The sequence below is a fragment of the Streptomyces sp. RKAG293 genome (assembly GCF_023701745.1).
Lineage (GTDB): Bacteria > Actinomycetota > Actinomycetes > Streptomycetales > Streptomycetaceae > Actinacidiphila.
Genome location: NZ_JAJOZB010000001.1, coordinates 3,654,721 through 3,672,917 on the forward strand (window position 1 = coordinate 3,654,721; position 18,197 = coordinate 3,672,917).

The window sequence follows — 18,197 nt, forward strand, 5'->3', positions numbered from 1 at the left end:
CGGGACGCTAGTGGCCCGAGGTGGCCTTCAGGCCCACCACGGCCACCAGCAGCAGACAGATGAAGAAGATCCGGGCGGCGGTCGCCGGCTCACCCAGCACCACCATGCCCAGGACCGCCGCCCCGGCGGCACCGATGCCCACCCACACGCCGTACGCCGTACCGATCGGCAGCGTCTTCGCGGCCTGCGCCAGCAGCACCATGCTCACCACGATGCCCGCACCCGTGAACACACTCGGCCACAGCCGGGTGAACCCCTCGGTGTACTTCATACCGATCGACCAGGCGACCTCGACCAGACCCGCGACGCACAAAAGGACCCATGCCATGACGGCACCTCCATGGTTGCTTGCTTCCAGGGGGTGCGTCGTCTTTGCATGGGTCCCGGTACGGCGCGTCTCGTCGGGCTCTCTCCGACCATAGCAAACTAAAGGTAAAGGCCCGTAGAGTCCTCCGACCCCTGCAGCCGCTCCGACGCGACCGCGTGCAGATCCCGCTCACGCATCAGCACGTACGCGACACCCCGCACCTCGACCTCGGCCCGGTCCTCCGGGTCGTACAGCACCCGGTCCCCGACCTCCACCGTCCGCACGTTCTGGCCCACCGCGACCACCGCGGCCCACGCCAGCCGGCGGCCCACCGCGGCCGTGGCGGGAATGAGGATGCCGCCACCCGAGCGGCGCTCCCCCTCGGAACCTTCGGCCCTGACCAGCACCCGGTCATGCAGCATCCGGATCGGCAGCTTGTCGTGCTCATTCTTGGAACTCACGGCGACGACGTTACCGGCGACGCCGGCGGACCGAGAGCCCGGCCACCACCGCGACCAGCGCCACCGCGGCCACCGCCACCGGCACCACCCGGTCCACCCGCAGCACACCGTCCTCCGACACGAAGTGCCCGCGCGCATCACTCACCGCGCGATTCACCCCCACGAAGGCCCGGCCCGCCGTGCGGTCCACCGCGGAGAAGGCCTTCGCCTTCATGTCCCGCGCGACCGTACTCGGATGCACCCTTACCGCGATCTCGTCCAGCGTCGCGGCCAGATCCTGCCGCCTACGGGAGATCTCCGCCTCAATCTGGGCGGGAGTCCTGCCTTCCGACACCGCACTGCCTCCAACGCCTAGACCGGTACCGTGACGGACAGTCTGTCAGCCCGACGCGGACCGCGCCCCGTCGGCACCCCGTTTGCGTACCCGGGAGTACCCCGCGTGTACCGCGTAAGGAGCCACCACCCATGACCGAACGCCTCCAGCCCGGCGACACCGCCCCCGCCTTCACCCTCCCGGACGCCGACGGCAAACCCGTCTCCCTCGCCGACCACGCGGGCCGCCAAGTCATCGTGTACTTCTACCCGGCCGCCCTCACCCCCGGCTGCACCAAGCAGGCCTGCGACTTCACCGACAACCTCGACCTGCTCGCCGCCGCCGGCTACGACGTGATCGGCGTCTCCCCCGACAAGCCCGAGAAGCTCGCCAAGTTCCGCGAAAAGGAAAACCTGAAGGTCACCCTGGTGGGCGATCCCGACAAGAAGGTCCTCGAGGCCTACGCCGCCTTCGGCGAGAAGAAGCTCTACGGCAAGACCGTCACCGGCGTCATCCGCTCCACCGTCATCGTCGGCGCCGACGGCAAGGTCGAACACGCCTTCTACAACGTCAAGGCCACCGGCCACGTCGCCAAGCTCATCAAGGACCTCAAGGTCTGAGCAGATCAGCGGCGGAGTGACCAAAGTCCCGGAAAACGGGGCTTTGGTTTACTCCCGCACCCATCGCGCAGAAGAGACCCTCGGACGAGAACCACCGAACGAGAGGACTCCCTGTGCCGACCCGCGAAGCCGACCCCACGGCCGAAACCGAGGCCGAGCACGGCGCCCGCCGCCGCCACCCTGGCCTCTTCCGGGTCATCCGGCGCAGCAAGAACCCGCCGCTGCGCCGCAGCGACATCACCGTCACCGACGAGGCCGCCGTCAAGCGCGCCGTGAAAGCCGCGTCGCTCGGCAACGCCATGGAGTGGTTCGACTTCGGCATCTACAGCTACCTGGCCGTCACCATCGGCCATGTCTTCTTCCCTTCGGGAAGCGACACCGTCCAGCTGCTCTCGTCCTTCGCGACCTTCGCCGTCGCGTTCCTCGTCCGCCCCATCGGCGGCATGGTCTTCGGACCCATGGGCGACAAGGTCGGCCGCAAGAAGGTCCTCGCCCTCACCATGATCATGATGGCCGTCGGCACCTTCGCGATCGGCCTGATCCCCTCCTACGCCGCCATCGGCTTCTGGTCACCCGTCCTGCTGATCCTCTTCCGGCTGGTCCAGGGCTTCTCCACCGGCGGCGAATACGGCGGCGCCTCCACCTTCATCGCCGAATACGCCCCCGACAAACGCCGCGGCTACTTCGGCAGCTTCCTCGAATTCGGCACCCTCGCCGGCTACATCGGCGCCGCCGGACTCGTCACGATCCTCACCACCGTCCTCGACGACGGCAGCATGCAGAGCTGGGGCTGGCGCATCCCCTTCCTCGTCGCCGGCCCGATCGGCCTGATCGGCCTCTACCTCCGCCTCAAGCTCGACGAGACCCCCGCCTTCCAGAAACTCGGCACCGACACCGCCCGCGCCTCCGACGCCGCCAACGGCGTCGAGACCACCGCCAAGGGCGACCTCGCCAAGATCTTCACCAACTACTGGCCGACCCTCATCCTCTGCATCGCCCTCGTCGGCGCGTACAACATCACCGACTACATGCTGCTCTCCTACATGCCGACCTACCTCACCGACGAACTCCACTACAACGAGACCCACGGCCTGCTCATCCTGCTCGCCGTCATGGTCTTCCTGATGCTGGTGATCAATCAGGTCGGCCGCCTCAGCGACCACTTCGGCCGCAAACCGCTCCTCATGACCGGCATGCTCGGCTTCCTCGTCCTCACCGCCCCCGCGTTCCTGCTCGTCAAACAGGGCAGCCTGCCCGCCGTCGCCGCCGGCATGCTGATGCTCGGCCTCTCCCTCGTCTGCCTCCTCGGCACCATGTCCGCCGCCCTCCCGGCGCTCTTCCCCACCCAGGTCCGCTACGGCTCCCTCTCGGTCGGCTACAACCTCTCCGCCTCCCTCTTCGGCGGCACCACCCCCCTGGTGATCACCGGCCTCATCAGCCTGACCGGCAGCGACATGATGCCCGCGTACTACTCCATGGCCGCGGCCCTCGTCGGCGTCATCGCCGTCGCCTGCATGAAGGAAACCGCCCAACAACCCCTGGCCGGCTCCCCACCCGCCGTCGCCACCGACGCCGAAGCCGCAGAACTCTGCGCCGCCCGGTCCCCGTCCCCCCGCTTCTGACCCACCCGGCGTGACCGTCACCCGAATGCCTCGTTAATACGTACGAGGCTGCGACACGCGGCCGCACCCAGGCTCTGCAGCCACCACCGGTGAGCGAGGGATTCCCCCGCCCACGGCTGCCCGGAATCCCCCTCCCACCGACCCGATCCGGAGGGGGATCCCATGCCGATCAGATACACCCGCGCCCTGCTCACCGAAGCCGCCCGGGAAACGACGAACCTCGACGAGGCCGTCCGGTGGTGCGGAGGCGATCCGACGCCGGGCAGCCGAAGCTATCTCCGCACCAAGATGTCCCAAGCGGGCATCGACATCGCGCACTTCACCACCGGCCGCGTGCGGCACACCGAAGAGACCCTGCGCGAACTGGTCGCCTGCTCGCGCAGCGTGGCCGAGGTCGTCCGCCGCCTCGGGATCAACCCGGTCGGCGGCAACCAGGCCCACATCGGCCGCCGCATCACGGCGTTGGGCCTCGACGCATCCCGCTCCACGCAAGTGCGCCAGGGACGCACGGCGGTCGGAGCGGGCTTGGTCCTGCGGCCGCCGTGGGCCGGCGGCAGGCGCGCTTCGTCCGTCGCTGTACGCCCCGGCCTCCCGCACGGGGAGGTGGCCTAGGTGGCGGACCGCGCAGACAACCCGTACGACGCCGAGCGTCTCACCGAGGCAGCGGCCCAAGCGGTGAACTGGAGCGACCTGATCCGGCGGCTCGGCTTTGAGATCACCGGGGGGCGCCGCAGGTCGGTGCAGGAGGCGGCAGCCGAGTTCGGGATCGACACCAGCCACTTCAAGCAGCGCAGCCCCTGGCGCAAGTATCCCGACGAGGCCATCACCGAAGCCGTCGCCTCGTCGAGCACGCTGCGCGAGGTCGTCCAGAAATTAGGCGCGCCACCGGCCACGGGAACGCTGTCCCACATCCGGCGCCGGATCGCCGCAGCGGGGATCGACACCGATCACTTCCCCGCCCTGAACCGTCCGCAACGGGATCTGCCGTTCACCGACGAGGAGCTCAGGACCGCGGCCGCAGCGACGACCAGCATCCGCGGTATGGCCAGGCACCTGGGTATCCCCGACGACAGCGGCTCCCGTGCGGCGCTCCGGCGCCTGCTCGGAGAGCTGGGCATCGATATCGCCCACTTCCGCAACGGGCGGCTCGCCCTCCCCGAAGACCATGTGCGAGAGGCGGTGGCCAGCGCCACCAGCTTCGCTGATGTCATGCGGTCGGTGGGAGTGCCCGTGAACGACACGAACCACCGCAGAGTACGGCGGCTGGTCACCGGACTCGGCCTGGATACCGGCCACTTCAAGCGCAGGACCTGGGGCACGGTGCGAGTGGCCGAGCCGAAACCCGTGGCCGCCGAGGTGCTTCGAATGCGCCCCAAGGGGTCGCCTCGCGTGAATCGTCCTCGGCTCCATCGGGCACTCGGTGAGCTCGGGGTTCCGTACCGCTGTGTCTCCTGCGGCAACGAGGGTGAGTGGCTGGGCAAGCCCGTCACCCTGCAGATCGACCACATCAACGGCGACTGGCTCGACAACCGCCGGGAGAACCTCCGCTATCTGTGCCCCAATTGCCACGCCACCACGGCCACGTGGTGCCGAGGGGGTAAGAGCAAGCCGACAACGGGCTGAAACCGCGTGAACCCAGCAAGGGCAGCCGGTAGCATGACCAAAACATGCGGCCGTGATGGAACTGGCAGTCATGCTGGGTTTAGGTCCCAGTGAGGTCATACCTCGTGTGGGTTCGAATCCCACCGGCCGCACTTGGCTTTGAATCGAAGGCCCGATCCGAGCACTGCTCGGATCGGGCCTTCGGCGTTTCTCAGCCGAGAAGCTCGGCCACGATCGGCGCCAGCCCACGGAACGCTTCCCCCCGGTGGCTGATCGCGTTCTTCTCCGACGGGGTCAGTTCCGCGCACGTGCGGGTGTCGCCCAGCGGCTGGAGGATCGGGTCGTAGCCGAAGCCGCCGCTGCCCGCAGGGGTGTGGCGGAGGGTGCCGGGGAGGCGGCCTTCCACGACGCGTTCGGTGCCGTCGGGGAGGGCGAGGGCGGCCGCGCACGCGAAGTGCGCGGCGCGGTGGGTGTCGTCGATGTCGGAGAGCTGGGCGAGCAGGAGGGCGAGGTTGGCGGCGTCGTCGCCGTGGGTGCCGGCCCAGCGGGCGGAGAAGATGCCGGGGGCGCCGCCGAGGACGTCGACGCAGAGGCCGGAGTCGTCGGCGACGGCGGGCAGGCCGGTGGCCTGGGCCAGGGCGTGGGCCTTGAGGAGGGCGTTCTCGGCGAAGGTGACGCCGGTTTCCTTGACGTCGGGGATCTCGGGGTAGGCGTCCGCACCGACGAGGTCCACGGCGAGACCTGTGTCGGCGAGGATGGCGCGGAGTTCGGTGACTTTGTGGGCGTTTCGGGTCGCGAGGACAAGGCGCTGCATGGCGTCGATTATCTCCTGGCGGGAAGCGCGGCCCGGCCGTCAGCCCGGGGTGCAGACCTTGGTGAGTTCGCCGGCCGCGTCCGCGACCGGCGTCACGTCCGGGGTGGTGCCGTTGTTGGCGGCGGTGCGGGCGTTCTTGACCGCGGTGTTGAGGTCGTTGACGGCCTTGCTGACGTCGGCGTTGCCGGTCTTGTTGCCGACGTCCTTGAGGTCGCGGGAGATCTGGTCGAGGGCGTTGACGGCGTCCTGGGGGCTGTTGCCGGCGTTGCCGACGGCGTTCTGCAGGTTCTGGACGTCGCCGGCGACCGCGGCGGCCACGTGGGCGCAGTCGAGTGCCTTGTCGATGGCGCTGCAGCCGGCGGCGGCCGGGAGCGTCAGGGCGGCGGCCGCCGCGAGGGCGGCGACGGTGATGCGGCGGCGCGTGGCCATGGGTGGGTTCCTCCCCCGGGGATCTCCGTGTGAGATCTGTATCGGTAGACACGCGCCGCGCACCGCCCCAGTTGCCTGGTTGCGCGAAAGTGACAGGTTTCGTGGTGGGTGCTCGAGCCGAACAGGCCCTAGCCGAGTACGGCGAGCTGAGCTGCGGTCAGTTCGGCGCAGCCGCCGACGGCGAGGTCGAGGAGGGCGTTGAGTTCGGTGCGGTCGAAGGGGGCGCCTTCGGCGGTGCCCTGGACTTCGATGAAGCGGCCGTCGCCGGTGCAGACGACGTTCATGTCGGTCTCGGCCTTGACGTCTTCCTCGTAGGCGAGGTCGAGGAGCGGTACGCCGTCGACGATGCCGACGCTGACGGCGGCGACGGTGCCGGTGAGGGGTTTGGCGCTGGCGCGGATGAGCTTCTTCTGCTGCATCCAGGTGACGGCGTCGGCGAGGGCGACGTAGGCGCCGGTGATGGCGGCGGTGCGGGTGCCGCCGTCGGCCTGGAGGACGTCGCAGTCGAGGACGATGGTGTTCTCGCCGAGGGCTTTGTAGTCGATGACGGCGCGGAGCGAGCGGCCGATGAGGCGGGAGATCTCGTGGGTGCGGCCGCCGATCTTGCCGCGGACGGATTCGCGGTCGCCGCGGGTGTTGGTGGCGCGCGGGAGCATGGAGTATTCGGCGGTGACCCAGCCTTCGCCGCTGCCCTTGCGCCAGCGGGGTACGCCTTGGGTGGCGCTGGCGGTGCAGAGGACTTTGGTGTCGCCGAAGGAGACGAGGACCGAGCCCTCGGCGTGCTTGCTCCATCCGCGCTGGATGGTGACGGGGCGGAGCTGTTCGGGGGTGCGGCCATCGAATCGAGACATGGTTCGAGCCTATCGACAAACGGCGGGGGCCCGTTCCGGTGTCGGAACGGGCCCCCGCGGGTGTGGGTGGTGCGCTGAGGGGTGAGCTCAGTTGTGCTGTGGGCTCAGTTGTCCGGTGAGCTCAGTTGTCCATCATGTCTTCGATGTCGGCGGCGATGGGGTCGGCGTCGGTGCCGATGACGACCTGGATCGCGGTGCCCATCTTGACGACGCCGTGGGCGCCGGCCTTCTTGAGGGCGGCCTCGTCGACGAGGCCGGGGTCCTTCACCTCGGTGCGGAGGCGGGTGATGCAGCCCTCGACCTCTTCGATGTTGTCGAGTCCGCCGAGTCCGGCGACGATCTGCTCAGCCTTGGTGGCCATTGCTCACTCCTGAGTGTCTCGGCCCGGCGGCCCGGCCCGGTTTCAAACGGTAACGCACGTTTGGCCCATCTTCGCGGGCAGGGTTCCGGTTTGTGACGAAAGATAACGATCACTGGTGCCGTGCCCTCGGGGGCGTAGTGCCACCCACGTCGTAAATGGTCTACACCACTTTGGGCCTGGCGACAAAACACAGGCGACGCGACAGCTGCCGGGCCGGCAGCCACCAGGAGGCCACCGATGAGTTCGGAGAACGCCGCCGTCGGGCAGCAACCCCGGAAGAAGTGGACCAGCGTCTTCTTCCAGGGGCTGCAGAAGATGGGGCGCAGCCTGCAGTTGCCGATCGCGGTGCTTCCCGCGGCGGGCATCCTGAACCGGCTCGGCCAACCGGATGTCTTCGGTGCGGACGGGCTGGGCTGGGACAAGGTCGCGAAGGTCTTCGCGGGTGCGGGCGGGGCGCTGCTGGACGGTTCGCTGGGTCTGCCGATGCTGTTCGCCGTGGGTGTGGCGATCGGTATGGCCAAGAAGGCGGACGGCTCGACCGCGCTGGCGGCGGTCGCGGGCTTCCTCGTCTACTACAACGTGCTGCGTCAGTTCCCGCAGGACTGCGAGGCCGGCGACTTCCTTCAGGGGGTCTGTCTCGCGGGCACGTCGGTCACCGCGGCCGCCTACCAGAATCCGGGGGTTTTCGGCGGCATCGTGATCGGTCTGGCGACGGCCTACTTCTGGCAGCGGTACCACCGCACCAAGCTGGTGGACTGGCTCGGGTTCTTCAACGGCCGCCGGCTGGTGCCGATCATCATGTCGTTCGTGGCGATCGTCTTCGCGGTGCTCTGCCTGTGGATCTGGCCGCCGATCGGGGATGCGCTCACCAGTTTCAGCGAGTGGCTGGTGGACCTGGGTTCGGGCGGTTCGGGCATCTTCGGTGTCGCCAACCGCGCGCTGCTGACGATCGGTCTGCATCAGTTCCTGAACGTGTTCGTGTGGTTCCAGTTCGGCAACTTCACCAAGCCGGACGGGACGGTCGTGCACGGCGACATCACCCGGTTCCTGGCGGGTGACCCGACCGCGGGTCAGTTCACCTCGGGCTTCTTCCCGATCATGATGTTCGCGCTGCCGGCCGCCGCGCTGGCGATGGCGCACTGCGCCAAGCCGCACCGCCGCAAGGAGGTCAGCGGCATGATGCTGTCGATCGGTCTGACGTCGCTGATCACCGGTATCACGGAGCCGATCGAGTACTCGTTCCTGTTCATCGCCCCTCTGCTGTTCGCGATCCACGCGTTGCTGACCGGCCTCTCGATGGCGGTCACCTGGGGGCTGGGCGTGCATGACGGCTTCAGCTTCTCGGCGGGTCTGATCGACTACGTCATCAACTGGGGGCTGGCCACCAAACCCTGGATGATCATTCCGATCGGGCTCTGCTTCGCGGTGGTGTATTACGCCCTCTTCCGCTTCGTGATCACCAAGTTCAATCTGGAGACGCCCGGCCGCGAGCCGGACGAGGTGGGGGACGCGCTGGAGGCGGAGAACGTCAAATAGCCCGGCAATATCCCGGATAGATGCGGTCATAAAACCCACCACGAACGGCCCCCGAGTCCTTGGACCCGGGGGCCGTTCGGCATGTGGTTTAGACCACCGGAACTGGGGATTCCTTTATCCCGCCCCGACGTGTTAAAACTGGTCTACACCACTCAGTGGTATAGACCATAGCGGCGGGCCGTCCCCCTTGAAGTGCCCGCCTCACCAGGAGGAATCTGATGAGTACGGCCACCGCTACGGCGGCCCCCGCGAAGAAGCGGGGCTCCGGTCTCTTTTCCGGTCTGCAGAAGGTCGGTCGCAGCCTCCAGCTGCCGATCGCCGTTCTGCCGGCCGCGGGCATCCTGCTCCGCCTCGGCCAGCCCGATGTGTTCGGGGCCGACGGTCTCGGCTGGGGGAAGGTCGCCACGGTCTTCGCCACCGCCGGTGACGCGGTCTTCTCCAACCTCCCGCTGCTGTTCTGTATCGGCGTGGCCATCGGCTTCGCGAAGAAGGCCGACGGCTCGACCGCGCTCGCCGCGCTGGTCGGCTTCCTGGTCTACAAGAACGTGCTGACCGCGTTCCCCGTCACCGACGCCAAGATCCAGGCCGGTGCGGACGTCGCCGCGACGTACAACGACCCGAAGGTCTTCGGCGGCATCATCATGGGCCTGCTGTCCGCGGTCCTGTGGCAGCGCTTCCACCGCACCAAGCTGGTGGACTGGCTGGGCTTCTTCAACGGCCGCCGTCTCGTCCCGATCATCATGGCCTTCGTCGGCACCCTCATGGGCGTCATATTCGGCCTGTGCTGGGGTCCGATCGGTGACGTCATCACCGACTTCGGCGAGTGGATGACCGGTCTGGGCGCCGTCGGCGCCGGCATCTTCGGCCTGATCAACCGCGCGCTGCTCCCGATCGGTATGCACCAGTTCGTCAACACGGTCGCCTGGCAGGAGATCGGCAGTCACACCGACGCCGCCGGCGCGGTGTGGCACGGCGACCTCAACCGCTTCTTCCACGGCGACGCCTCCGCCGGACAGTTCATGTCGGGCTTCTTCCCGATCATGATGTTCGCCCTCCCGGCCGCCGCCCTGGCCATCGCGCACTGTGCCCGCCCCGAGCGCCGCAAGGCCGTGATGGGCATGATGATGTCGCTCGCGCTGACCTCGTTCGTCACGGGCATCACCGAGCCGATCGAATTCTCGTTCATGTTCATCGCCCCCGTGCTGTACGCGATCCACGCGGTCCTCACCGCCGTCTCGATGGCGGTCACCTGGGCCCTGGGTGTGCACGACGGCTTCACGTTCTCCGCGGGAGCCATCGACTACGTCCTGAACTGGAAGTTCGCGACACAGCCGTGGCTGATCATTCCCATCGGGCTCTGCTTCGCGGTGATCTACTACGTGGTCTTCCGCTTCGCGATCACCAAGTTCAACCTCACCACCCCGGGCCGCGAGCCCGAGGAGGAGATCGAGGACCTCACCAAGGCGTGAGCCGGGTGAACCCCGCTCGTTGAGAACCGCTCGTCGAGAACGGCGCGCGGCCCCCGGAACCGTACGGTTCCGGGGGCCGCGCGCCGTTACGGTGAGTGAGGAGACCGGCGTCCGGAACGGGCCGCCCTCGTCTCTGCGTCGGGTTCGCGCGGCGGATCGGTGCCGGCAGGCTCAGATCTCGTACACCGCGCCCGACGTGGCGAGTTCCACCGGGCCGTCGAAGACGGCGCGGGCGTCGGTGAGGTTGCGGGCGGGGTCGGTCCACGGCGGGATGTGGGTGAGGACGAGGCGCCCGGCGCCGGCGCGGTCGGCGTGTTCGCCGGCCTGGCTGCCGTTGAGGTGCAGGTCGGGGATGTCTTCCTTGCCGTGGGTGAAGGAGGCTTCGCACAGGAAGAGGTCGGTGCCTTCGGCGAGGCCGAGCAGGGCGTCGCAGGGGCCGGTGTCGCCGGAGTACGTCAGGGTCCGGCCGGCGTGTTCGATGCGGAAGCCGAACGCCTCGACGGGGTGGCTGACCCGGTCGGTGGTGATGGTGAAGGGGCCGAGCGTGAAGCTGCCGGGTTCCAGGGTGCGGAAGTCGAAGACCTCGCTCATGCACTTCTCGTCGGGCATGTCGCCGTAGGCGGTGGAGAGCCGGCGTTCGGTGCCTTCGGGGCCGTAGACGGGGATGGCGTCGGCGGGGCCGCCGTCGTGGCGGTAGTAACGGGCCACGAAGTAGCCGCACATGTCGATGCAGTGATCGGCGTGCAGATGGCTGAGCAGGACCGCGTCCAGGTCGTAGAGGCCGCAGTGGCGCTGCAGTTCGCCCAGGGCTCCGTTGCCCATGTCGAGCAGCAGCCGGAAGCCGTCGGCCTCGACGAGGTAGCTCGAGCAGGCCGATTCCGCGGACGGGAACGACCCCGAGCAGCCGACGACGGTGAGCTTCATGCCGTGAAACCTCCGTGGGCGCGCCACAGATCGCCCCCATACCGGTTGGAGTGGGGGGTTAGGCGGGTGCGGTCCGCCATGTGTTGACGAGAGTAAGGCGCGGGGCGGGCCGACGCGCCTCCTCAGTGCCCTGTTGTGGGCGGAATCACCAGTACGAGGGGCGGCCGGTACGGTCGGTTCCGATTGAGGATCTTCTTCGACAGATTTTCGACTGTGGGAGCCCATATGGACATGACCTGGTGGTTGGTGGCGGTCGCGGCCGTGGTCGTACTGGCTGTTTTCACGGCGTGGAGGCGGTCGGCGGGGCGCCGGCGGCCGGGTGGTCCGGTGCGGCCGCCGCGCGCGGCGGATCGTCCGGGGCCCGGGCGTGGCGGGCGGCGGGCGCCGGCCGCGGGGGAGATCTGGTGGGCGAACGTGCCGTTCGAGGACGGGTCCGGGGCGAAGGACCGGCCGTGTCTGGTGCTGTCCGTGAAGGGCGGCACGGTGCGCGTCGCGAAGATCACCAGCAAGTTCCACGAGGAGCTGCCGGGGGTGATCGCCCTGCCGCCGGGAACCGTGGGCGACGCGCAGGGCCGTACGAGTTATCTGGAGACCGACGAGCTGCGGGAGGTGCGTTCCGCGGCGTTCCGCCGCCGGGCGGGCGTGCTGGACGCCGCGCTGTGGCAGCAGGTGCGGCGGATGGTGCGCTGACCGCGGCCGGCCGCCCGGGTGGGCCGGCCGGCGCCGCGCGGGTGCGCGGGGGTGGTCAGGCCCAGAGCTGGCCGTGCAGCTGCTCGACCGCGGCCTCGGTGCTGGGGGCGGTGTAGATGCCGGTGGAGAGGTACTTCCAGCCGCCGTCGGCGACGACGAAGACGATGTCGGCGCGCTCCCCCGCCTTGTGGGCCTTGGCGGCGACGCCGAGTGCGGCGTGCAGGGCCGCGCCGGTGGAGACGCCGGCGAAGATGCCCTCCTGCTGGAGGAGCTCGCGGGTGCGGCGGACGGCGTCCTCGGAGCCGACGGAGAAGCGGGTGGTGAGGACGGACTCGTCGTAGAGCTCGGGGACGAAGCCCTCGTCGAGGTTGCGCAGGCCGTAGACGATGTCGTCGTAGCGGGGCTCGGCGGCGACGATGGCGACTCCGGGGACCTTCTCGCGCAGGTAGCGGCCGACGCCCATCAGGGTGCCGGTGGTGCCCAGGCCGGCGACGAAGTGGGTGATGGTGGGGAGGTCCGTGAGGATCTCCGGGCCGGTGGTCGCGTAGTGGGCGCCCGCGTTGGCGGGGTTGCCGTACTGGTAGAGCATCACCCAGTCGGGGTGCTCGGCGGAGATCTCCTTCGCCATCCGGACGGCGGTGTTGGAGCCGCCCGCGGCGGGTGAGGAGATGATCTCGGCGCCCCACATCGCGAGCAGTTCGCGCCGCTCCGACGAGGTGTTCTCGGGCATGACGCAGACGATGCGGTAGCCCTTGAGGCGGGCGGCCATGGCCAGCGAGATGCCGGTGTTGCCGGAGGTGGGTTCGAGGATGGTGCAGCCGGGGGTGAGCCGGCCGGTGGCCTCGGCCTGCTCGATCATGTGGAGCGCGGGGCGGTCCTTGATCGAGCCGGTGGGGTTGCGGTCCTCCAGTTTGGCCCAGACGCTGACGGCGTCGGACGGGGACAGGCGCGGGAGGCGGACGAGCGGGGTGTTGCCCACCGCGGCCAGCGGGCTGTCGTAGCGCATCAGACGGCGTTCGTTTCGATCGCCGCGGAGCTGGAGCCGCCGGCGACGGCCGGGAGGATCGTGACGCTGTCACCGTCGGTGAGCTTGGTGCTGATGCCGTCGAGGAAGCGGACGTCCTCGTCGTTGAGGTAGACGTTGACGAAACGGCGCAGGCCGCCGTCGACGACGATGCGCTCGCGGATTCCGGTGTGCCGGCTCTCGAGGTCCGAGAAGAGTTCGTCGAGCGTGCTGCCCGCACCGTCGACGGCCTTGGCGCCGTCGGTGTAGGTGCGGAGGATGGTCGGAATGCGGACCTCGATGGCCATGGGTGGGCTCCGTTACATGCGGGCGTCAGACGGGGGGGACGTGCGGGCGTGCTGTGCGGCGTGCCGGGGTGGCGGCAGTGCTCAGGCGCGCGAACACGCGGCGCTGGCGACACGGCAGAGGTCGACGTGCAGCCGCGCGACGAGCAGCATGCCCGGCGGGTTGTTCTTCACGTCGTGGGGAACCATGGGCTCATCGTATCGATTCCCGGGCGACGTCCGAGACAGGTGTCCCACGATTCGGACGTCAGGCGCCGGAGGCCACTACCCGCACGTCTTCTTCGGTCACGACCCCCTCCACGATGCGGAACGAGCGGAACTGGAACTCCTCCGCGGTGGAGACCAGGACGTAGTGCGCGCCGGGCTCGTTCGCGTAGGTGATGTCGGTGCGGGACGGGTACGCCTCGGTGGCGGTGTGCGAGTGGTAGACGATCACCGGCTCCTCGTCGCGGTCGTCCAGGTCGCGGTAGAGCTTGAGCAGGTCGGTGGAGTCGAACTCGTAGAACGTGGGTGAGCGGGCCGCGTTCAGCATGGGGATGAAGCGCTCGGGACGGCCGCTGCCCTCAGGTCCCGCGACGATGCCGCACGCCTCGTCGGGGTGGTCGGCGCGGGCGTGGGCGACGATCGCGTCGTGGATCTCCTGCGTGATGGTCAGCATGGCGAAAAGCTAACAGGGCGCGAAGCGCTCGCCATGAGGGTGGGGGTGACAGCGCGCGGAGCGCGGACGAAGGCCCGCCCCAGGGGTGCGGGGGCGGGCCTTCGCGGCAGGTGGTGGTTTCGGCGCGCGGTGGCTCAGCTCGCGGCGTCGGCCAGTGCGGGTTCCGGGGCGACGTGCGGCTTGGGGGCGAACGCCTCCGGGTTCTTGCGCTTGAGCCAGGCGTACCCGATGCCGAGGATCGCGAACCACACGGGGGCGCTGTAGAGCGAAATCCGTGCGTCCTTGTCGATGCCGATCAGGACCATCACGCCGGCCAGGAAGATCAGCGCGATCCAGCTGGTGTAGGGGGCGCCGGGCGCCTTGAACCAGGCTTCGGCGGCGCGGCCGGCCTTGACCGCCGCGCGGTAGCGCAGATGGGAGATGAGGATCATCGCCCAGGTCCAGACGCCGGCGACGGTCGCGAAGGCGGTGATGTAGGTGAAGGCGCCGTCCGGGTCGACGTAGTTGATCCAGACGCCGATGCCCATCAGGGCGACGGAGACGAGGATGCCGGCGGCCGGGGTCTGGCGGGAGTTGAGCTTGGCGAAGGCCCTGGGGCCCTGGCCGTTCACGGCCAGGTCGCGCAGCATGCGGCCGGTGGAGTACATGCCGGAGTTGCAGGACGACAGGGCGGCGGTGAGGACCACGAAGTTCACGATGGCCGCGCCGAACGGGATGCCGATCTTGGCGAAGGCGGCCACGAACGGGCTGACGCCCGGCTGGAACTCGGTCCAGGAGACGACGCCGAGGATCACGATGAGCGCGCCGACGTAGAACACGCCGATCCGCCAGGGCAGCGTGTTGATGGCCTTGGGGAGCGTCTCGCGGGGGTTCTCGGCCTCACCGGCGGTGACGCCGACGAGTTCGACGGCGAGGTAGGCGAACATCACGATCTGCAGCGTCATGAGGGACTTGCCGACGCCGTTGGGGAAGACCCCGCCGTCACCCCACAGATGGCTGAGCGAGGCGGTGTCGCCGGCGGCGGAGAACCCGATGGTCAGGACGCCGATGCCGATGAGGATCATGCCGATGATCGCGGTGACCTTGATCATCGAGAACCAGAACTCGACCTCGCCGAAGACCTTCACCGAGATGAGGTTCACTCCGAAGAGCACCAGCAGGAAGATCAGGGCGGAGATCCACTGCGGGATGTCCTTCCACCAGTAGGTGATGTACACCGAGGCGGCGGTGACCTCGGCCATGCCGGTCACCACCCACATCAGCCAGTACGTCCAGCCGGTGACGAACCCCCAGAACGGGCCCAGGAACTCGCGGGCGTAGTCGGCGAAGGAGCCGGATACGGGGCGGTAGGTGAGCAGTTCGCCCAGCGCCCGCATGATGAAGAAGATGATGACGCCGGCGATGGCGTACATCATGATCAGGCTCGGTCCGGCCTGATGGATGGCCTTGCCGGCGCCCAGGAAGAGGCCGGTGCCGATGGCACCGCCGATGGCGATCATCTGGATCTGCCGGCTGCCGAGCCCTCGCTGGTAGCCCTCTTCGGTGACCGGCGCGGCGGCCGCGTCGGCTGCGGCTGCCTCGTGTCGGGTGTGTTCCGTCGGCATGGTGATGGTGCGCCTTTCTCCATATCCCCCCGGACAGTGGAGTTGCGAGCCGGCGATCGGCCGGCTCAGCGCCTGGCGGAACAGGGATGGCGTCCCGGCCAGTGGTCGGAATTAGTACCACGGGCTGAGACGCCGTCCGAAGAGGCGGATGTGGCGCGGGTCACAGGAAAAACACCCCGAAGGTGAAGTGAAGCGGCATATCGGATGATCACGGTGACATGATCGTTATCCGGATTTGAGCGTCCGCTGAGCGAATGCGGGACGTCACAGGGTCTCGATCAGCGTCTCCTGCAGACCGCCGAGCCACAGGTACGCCATCACCATCGGCTTGAGCGGATCGTCGTCCGGCAGCCGGTAGAGCTCGGTGTCCTCGTCGGTGACCTCCAGCCGGGTGCCGATGGTCAGCCGCAGGTCGTTGAGGGCGCCGAGCCAGCGGCGGGCGTCCTCGGGGGTGAGCAGCAGCTCAGGGGCGGCGTCGTCGAGGGAGCGGACCACGGCCAGCGCGTCCTCGCGCTTGCGGGTGCGCAGGTCGTTCTCGGTGAAGCGGCGGAACTCCGAGGACTGGGCGGTGTCCTCGTAGGCGTCGGGGAACAGCCGGGCCAGCGCCGGGTCTGCCGGCGGCTTCGTCGGCCCGTCGGCCGGGAACAGCGCGGCGAGCGGGTCGTCGGAGACCGGCTCCTCCCCCGGGCCGATCATCTCCAGGAGCTGCACGGTGAGGCTGCGCAGGATGGAGATCTCGACGGTGTCGAGGGTGATGACGGCGCCGCCGCCCGGGGCGGGTTCGAAGTAGCCGGCCATCAGCGGTCCTGCTGCAGGGTCGCCCACAGGCCGTAGCCGTGCATCGCCTGCACGTCGCGCTCCATCTCTTCGCGGGTGCCGCTGGAGACGGCGGCGCGGCCCTTGTGGTGGACGTCCTTCATGAGTTTGACGGCCTTGTCCTTGGAGTATCCGAAGTACGCCTGGAAGACGTACGTCACGTAGCTCATGAGATTGACGGGGTCGTTGTGCACCAGGGTCACCCAGGGGACGTCCGGGTCGGGCACTTCGAAGGGGGCCTCGGTCGACTCGGGCCGGGCGATCTCTGCGGGGGCGACAGAACAGCGCGCGGAGCGCGTCCTTGGAAGGGCGGGGGAGGGAGACGGGCGGGCACTCATCACTTCTCCAATGCTGCCGCTATGGCGGCGCTTCGCACAAATGGACGCGGAAGCGCAGAGAAATCGTCACTCTGACGAGTAGTCGGGGTACCATCCGTTCCATGAGCGCTGCAGATCTGGGGCTGCCGGTGGCCGTACCGTCCACCGCGCTGTTCACCGACCGGTACGAGTTGACGATGTTGCAGGCCGCGCTGCGCAGCGGGGCGGCGCACCGGCACTCGGTGTTCGAGGTCTTCACCCGCCGGCTGCCGGAGGGCCGCCGGTACGGCGTCGTCTGCGGCACCGGACGGGTGCTGGACGCGGTGGAGAACTTCCGCTTCGACGCCGATGTGCTGGACTTCCTCGCCCGCGAGAACGTGGTGGACGGGCCGACGTTGGAGTGGCTGGCCACGTACCGGTTCACCGGCGACATCTGGGGTTACCCCGAGGGCGAGGTGTACTTCCCCGGCTCGCCGATCCTGCGGGTGGAGGGCAGCTTCGCCGAGGCGGTGATCCTGGAGACGGTGATCCTGTCGATCCTCAACCACGACTCCGCGATCGCGGCGGCCGCGTCGCGGATGGCGGTCGCGGCCGGCGGCCGTCCGCTGATGGAGATGGGCGCCCGGCGGGCGCACGAACTGGCGGCGGTCGCCGCGTCGCGGGCCGCGTACGTCGGCGGCTTCCTGTCCTCCTCGAACCTGGCGGCCGGCTTCCGCTACGGGCTGCCGACGATCGGCACGGCCGCGCACGCCTTCACCCTGCTGCACGACACCGAGCGGGACGCCTTCGTCGCGCAGGTGGAATCGCTGGGCCGGGGTACGACGCTGCTGGTGGACACCTACGACCTGATGTCGGCGGTCCGCACCGCCGTCGAGGTCGCCGGGCCCGAGCTGGGCGCGGTCCGCATCGACTCCGGCGACCTGCTGCTGCTCGCCCACCGGGTGCGGCAGCAGCTGGACGACCTCGGCGCCAAGGACACCCGGATCGTGGTGACCTCCGATCTCGACGAGTACGCCATCGCCTCGCTGGCGGCGGCGCCGGTGGACGCGTACGGCGTCGGCACCTCGCTGGTGACCGGCAGCGGCCACCCGACCTGCTCCATGGTCTACAAACTGGTCTCCCGGGCCTCGTCGAACGAGCCGGACGCGCCGATGGTGGCCGTCGCCAAGAAGTCGATGGGCGCCAAGAGCAGCGTCGGCGGCCGCAAGTGGGCGGCCCGGCGGCTGGACGAGGACGGGGTCGCGGAGGCCGAGGTGGTCGGCACCGGGCCCGTGCCGGCGGAGCTCGCGGACCGGCAGCTGCTGGTTCCGCTGGTCCGCGGCGGGGAGATCACCGGCCGCGAGCCGCTGGAGGCGGCCCGCACCCGGCACATCGAGGCACGCGCGGGGCTGCCGCTGTCCGCCTCGCAGCTCTCCCGCGGCGAGCCGGTGCTCCCCACGGAGCAGGTGTGACGCGGCGGCCGCCGGGGACGGCGGGGCCGGGACTGTCGCGGATC

General features: G+C 69.1%; 23 protein-coding genes, 1 tRNA gene and 1 riboswitch. Of the genes, 9 read left to right on the top strand and 15 right to left on the bottom strand.

The features are described 5' to 3' along the window. Positions 1-7: 7 nt before the first annotated feature. The 3 genes from LNW72_RS16120 to LNW72_RS16130 all read right to left on the bottom strand — a co-directional run bounded on the left by LNW72_RS16120 (position 8) and on the right by LNW72_RS16130 (position 1,102). Entirely contained in the window at positions 8-328 is a 321-nt protein-coding gene (locus LNW72_RS16120) for a multidrug efflux SMR transporter (protein ID WP_138356615.1), read from the bottom strand. 32 nt (positions 329-360) lie between these two features. Next, positions 361-427, bottom strand: a riboswitch (guanidine-III (ykkC-III) riboswitch). Next, positions 427-729, bottom strand: coding sequence for a co-chaperone GroES (locus LNW72_RS16125; protein WP_250980180.1), 303 nt, complete (start codon positions 727-729; stop codon positions 427-429). It overlaps the preceding riboswitch by 1 nt. A gap of 49 nt (positions 730-778) precedes the next feature. Then, positions 779-1,102, bottom strand: a complete 324-nt coding sequence (locus tag LNW72_RS16130) for a DUF3618 domain-containing protein (RefSeq protein WP_138356614.1) — start codon at positions 1,100-1,102, stop codon at positions 779-781. 131 nt (positions 1,103-1,233) lie between these two features. On the opposite strand from LNW72_RS16130, the gene bcp reads away from it, so the two are divergent. The 5 genes from bcp to LNW72_RS16155 all read left to right on the top strand — a co-directional run bounded on the left by bcp (position 1,234) and on the right by LNW72_RS16155 (position 5,077). Next, on the top strand, positions 1,234-1,701 hold the full coding sequence (gene bcp / locus LNW72_RS16135; protein ID WP_250976056.1) for a thioredoxin-dependent thiol peroxidase: 468 nt from the start codon (positions 1,234-1,236) through the stop codon (positions 1,699-1,701). 113 nt (positions 1,702-1,814) lie between these two features. Further along, positions 1,815-3,323 carry a glycine betaine/L-proline transporter ProP gene (proP, locus tag LNW72_RS16140; RefSeq protein WP_250976057.1) on the top strand — a complete coding sequence of 503 codons (1,509 nt, stop codon included), beginning with the start codon at positions 1,815-1,817 and terminating at the stop codon, positions 3,321-3,323. 162 nt (positions 3,324-3,485) lie between these two features. Next, positions 3,486-3,935: an HNH endonuclease gene (locus tag LNW72_RS16145; protein ID WP_308401952.1), complete on the top strand. Its 450-nt coding sequence runs from the start codon at positions 3,486-3,488 to the stop codon at positions 3,933-3,935. Beyond that, positions 3,936-4,946: an HNH endonuclease signature motif containing protein gene (locus LNW72_RS16150; RefSeq protein ID WP_250976058.1), complete on the top strand. Its 1,011-nt coding sequence runs from the start codon at positions 3,936-3,938 to the stop codon at positions 4,944-4,946. 46 nt (positions 4,947-4,992) lie between these two features. Beyond that, a tRNA-Leu gene (locus tag LNW72_RS16155) sits at positions 4,993-5,077 on the top strand. Between the two features lie 59 nt (positions 5,078-5,136). On the opposite strand, the gene rdgB is transcribed toward LNW72_RS16155, so the two are convergent. From rdgB to LNW72_RS16175, 4 genes are all read right to left on the bottom strand, one after another. Further along, positions 5,137-5,739: an RdgB/HAM1 family non-canonical purine NTP pyrophosphatase gene (gene rdgB / locus LNW72_RS16160; RefSeq protein WP_250976059.1), complete on the bottom strand. Its 603-nt coding sequence runs from the start codon at positions 5,737-5,739 to the stop codon at positions 5,137-5,139. A 39-nt stretch (positions 5,740-5,778) separates the two neighbouring features. Next, on the bottom strand, positions 5,779-6,168 hold the full coding sequence (locus LNW72_RS16165; RefSeq protein WP_250976060.1) for a hypothetical protein: 390 nt from the start codon (positions 6,166-6,168) through the stop codon (positions 5,779-5,781). Between the two features lie 128 nt (positions 6,169-6,296). Next, entirely contained in the window at positions 6,297-7,019 is a 723-nt protein-coding gene (gene rph, locus LNW72_RS16170; RefSeq protein ID WP_250976061.1) for a ribonuclease PH, read from the bottom strand. A gap of 121 nt (positions 7,020-7,140) precedes the next feature. Next, positions 7,141-7,380, bottom strand: a complete 240-nt coding sequence (locus LNW72_RS16175) for a glucose PTS transporter subunit EIIB (RefSeq protein ID WP_138356607.1) — start codon at positions 7,378-7,380, stop codon at positions 7,141-7,143. A gap of 237 nt (positions 7,381-7,617) precedes the next feature. Between LNW72_RS16175 and LNW72_RS16180 the strand changes: the two genes are divergently transcribed. Together LNW72_RS16180 and LNW72_RS16185 are read left to right on the top strand one after the other, a co-directional pair. After that, on the top strand, positions 7,618-8,916 hold the full coding sequence (locus LNW72_RS16180) for a PTS transporter subunit EIIC (protein ID WP_250976062.1): 1,299 nt from the start codon (positions 7,618-7,620) through the stop codon (positions 8,914-8,916). Between the two features lie 218 nt (positions 8,917-9,134). Then, positions 9,135-10,385 (top strand): PTS transporter subunit EIIC, encoded by a 1,251-nt coding sequence (locus tag LNW72_RS16185; RefSeq protein ID WP_250976063.1) that lies wholly within the window; start codon positions 9,135-9,137, stop codon positions 10,383-10,385. Positions 10,386-10,556: 171 nt separating this feature from the next. Here LNW72_RS16185 and LNW72_RS16190 read toward each other — a convergent pair whose 3' ends face one another. Continuing rightward, positions 10,557-11,309 (bottom strand): MBL fold metallo-hydrolase, encoded by a 753-nt coding sequence (locus LNW72_RS16190; protein ID WP_250976064.1) that lies wholly within the window; start codon positions 11,307-11,309, stop codon positions 10,557-10,559. Between the two features lie 225 nt (positions 11,310-11,534). Between LNW72_RS16190 and LNW72_RS16195 the strand changes: the two genes are divergently transcribed. Beyond that, positions 11,535-11,999, top strand: coding sequence for a type II toxin-antitoxin system PemK/MazF family toxin (locus LNW72_RS16195; protein WP_250976065.1), 465 nt, complete (start codon positions 11,535-11,537; stop codon positions 11,997-11,999). Between the two features lie 55 nt (positions 12,000-12,054). Here LNW72_RS16195 and LNW72_RS16200 read toward each other — a convergent pair whose 3' ends face one another. From LNW72_RS16200 to clpS, 7 genes are all read right to left on the bottom strand, one after another. Next, complete coding sequence (locus LNW72_RS16200) at positions 12,055-13,005, bottom strand: cysteine synthase (RefSeq protein WP_250976066.1); 951 nt, start codon at positions 13,003-13,005, stop codon at positions 12,055-12,057. Then, positions 13,005-13,310, bottom strand: coding sequence for a MoaD/ThiS family protein (locus LNW72_RS16205; protein WP_250976067.1), 306 nt, complete (start codon positions 13,308-13,310; stop codon positions 13,005-13,007). The genes LNW72_RS16200 and LNW72_RS16205 overlap by 1 nt, the downstream gene beginning before the upstream one ends. A gap of 81 nt (positions 13,311-13,391) precedes the next feature. Beyond that, positions 13,392-13,496: a putative leader peptide gene (locus LNW72_RS42080; RefSeq protein WP_374117272.1), complete on the bottom strand. Its 105-nt coding sequence runs from the start codon at positions 13,494-13,496 to the stop codon at positions 13,392-13,394. 58 nt (positions 13,497-13,554) lie between these two features. After that, entirely contained in the window at positions 13,555-13,965 is a 411-nt protein-coding gene (locus tag LNW72_RS16210) for a M67 family metallopeptidase (RefSeq protein WP_250976068.1), read from the bottom strand. Between the two features lie 134 nt (positions 13,966-14,099). Beyond that, positions 14,100-15,569 carry an amino acid permease gene (locus LNW72_RS16215; RefSeq protein WP_250976069.1) on the bottom strand — a complete coding sequence of 490 codons (1,470 nt, stop codon included), beginning with the start codon at positions 15,567-15,569 and terminating at the stop codon, positions 14,100-14,102. Positions 15,570-15,833: 264 nt separating this feature from the next. Further along, positions 15,834-16,367: a DUF2017 domain-containing protein gene (locus LNW72_RS16220; RefSeq protein WP_250976070.1), complete on the bottom strand. Its 534-nt coding sequence runs from the start codon at positions 16,365-16,367 to the stop codon at positions 15,834-15,836. Beyond that, complete coding sequence (gene clpS, locus LNW72_RS16225; RefSeq protein ID WP_250976071.1) at positions 16,367-16,723, bottom strand: ATP-dependent Clp protease adapter ClpS; 357 nt, start codon at positions 16,721-16,723, stop codon at positions 16,367-16,369. The genes LNW72_RS16220 and clpS overlap by 1 nt, the downstream gene beginning before the upstream one ends. Positions 16,724-16,824: 101 nt before the next feature. Here clpS and LNW72_RS16230 point away from each other — a divergent pair, with 101 nt between their 5' ends. Beyond that, positions 16,825-18,153 (top strand): nicotinate phosphoribosyltransferase, encoded by a 1,329-nt coding sequence (locus LNW72_RS16230; RefSeq protein WP_250976072.1) that lies wholly within the window; start codon positions 16,825-16,827, stop codon positions 18,151-18,153. Positions 18,154-18,197 lie beyond the last annotated feature (44 nt).

Bases quoted from the DNA above. Each gene is read 5' to 3' on its own strand.
- LNW72_RS16125 (WP_250980180.1), bottom strand. From the start codon at position 729: ATGCTGCATGACCGGGTGCTGGTCAGGGCCGAAGGTTCCGAGGGGGAG.
- rdgB (WP_250976059.1), bottom strand. From the start codon at position 5,739: ATGCAGCGCCTTGTCCTCGCGACCCGAAACGCCCACAAAGTCACCGAA.
- LNW72_RS42080 (WP_374117272.1), bottom strand. From the start codon at position 13,496: ATGGTTCCCCACGACGTGAAGAACAACCCGCCGGGCATGCTGCTCGTC.
- LNW72_RS16165 (WP_250976060.1), bottom strand. From the start codon at position 6,168: ATGGCCACGCGCCGCCGCATCACCGTCGCCGCCCTCGCGGCGGCCGCC.
- LNW72_RS16230 (WP_250976072.1), top strand. From the start codon at position 16,825: ATGAGCGCTGCAGATCTGGGGCTGCCGGTGGCCGTACCGTCCACCGCG.
- LNW72_RS16120 (WP_138356615.1), bottom strand. From the start codon at position 328: ATGGCATGGGTCCTTTTGTGCGTCGCGGGTCTGGTCGAGGTCGCCTGG.
- LNW72_RS16175 (WP_138356607.1), bottom strand. From the start codon at position 7,380: ATGGCCACCAAGGCTGAGCAGATCGTCGCCGGACTCGGCGGACTCGAC.
- LNW72_RS16210 (WP_250976068.1), bottom strand. From the start codon at position 13,965: ATGCTGACCATCACGCAGGAGATCCACGACGCGATCGTCGCCCACGCC.
- LNW72_RS16145 (WP_308401952.1), top strand. From the start codon at position 3,486: ATGCCGATCAGATACACCCGCGCCCTGCTCACCGAAGCCGCCCGGGAA.
- LNW72_RS16215 (WP_250976069.1), bottom strand. From the start codon at position 15,569: ATGCCGACGGAACACACCCGACACGAGGCAGCCGCAGCCGACGCGGCC.
- rph (WP_250976061.1), bottom strand. From the start codon at position 7,019: ATGTCTCGATTCGATGGCCGCACCCCCGAACAGCTCCGCCCCGTCACC.
- bcp (WP_250976056.1), top strand. From the start codon at position 1,234: ATGACCGAACGCCTCCAGCCCGGCGACACCGCCCCCGCCTTCACCCTC.
- LNW72_RS16180 (WP_250976062.1), top strand. From the start codon at position 7,618: ATGAGTTCGGAGAACGCCGCCGTCGGGCAGCAACCCCGGAAGAAGTGG.
- LNW72_RS16195 (WP_250976065.1), top strand. From the start codon at position 11,535: ATGGACATGACCTGGTGGTTGGTGGCGGTCGCGGCCGTGGTCGTACTG.
- LNW72_RS16190 (WP_250976064.1), bottom strand. From the start codon at position 11,309: ATGAAGCTCACCGTCGTCGGCTGCTCGGGGTCGTTCCCGTCCGCGGAA.
- clpS (WP_250976071.1), bottom strand. From the start codon at position 16,723: ATGAGTGCCCGCCCGTCTCCCTCCCCCGCCCTTCCAAGGACGCGCTCC.
- LNW72_RS16200 (WP_250976066.1), bottom strand. From the start codon at position 13,005: ATGCGCTACGACAGCCCGCTGGCCGCGGTGGGCAACACCCCGCTCGTC.
- LNW72_RS16205 (WP_250976067.1), bottom strand. From the start codon at position 13,310: ATGGCCATCGAGGTCCGCATTCCGACCATCCTCCGCACCTACACCGAC.
- LNW72_RS16185 (WP_250976063.1), top strand. From the start codon at position 9,135: ATGAGTACGGCCACCGCTACGGCGGCCCCCGCGAAGAAGCGGGGCTCC.
- LNW72_RS16220 (WP_250976070.1), bottom strand. From the start codon at position 16,367: ATGGCCGGCTACTTCGAACCCGCCCCGGGCGGCGGCGCCGTCATCACC.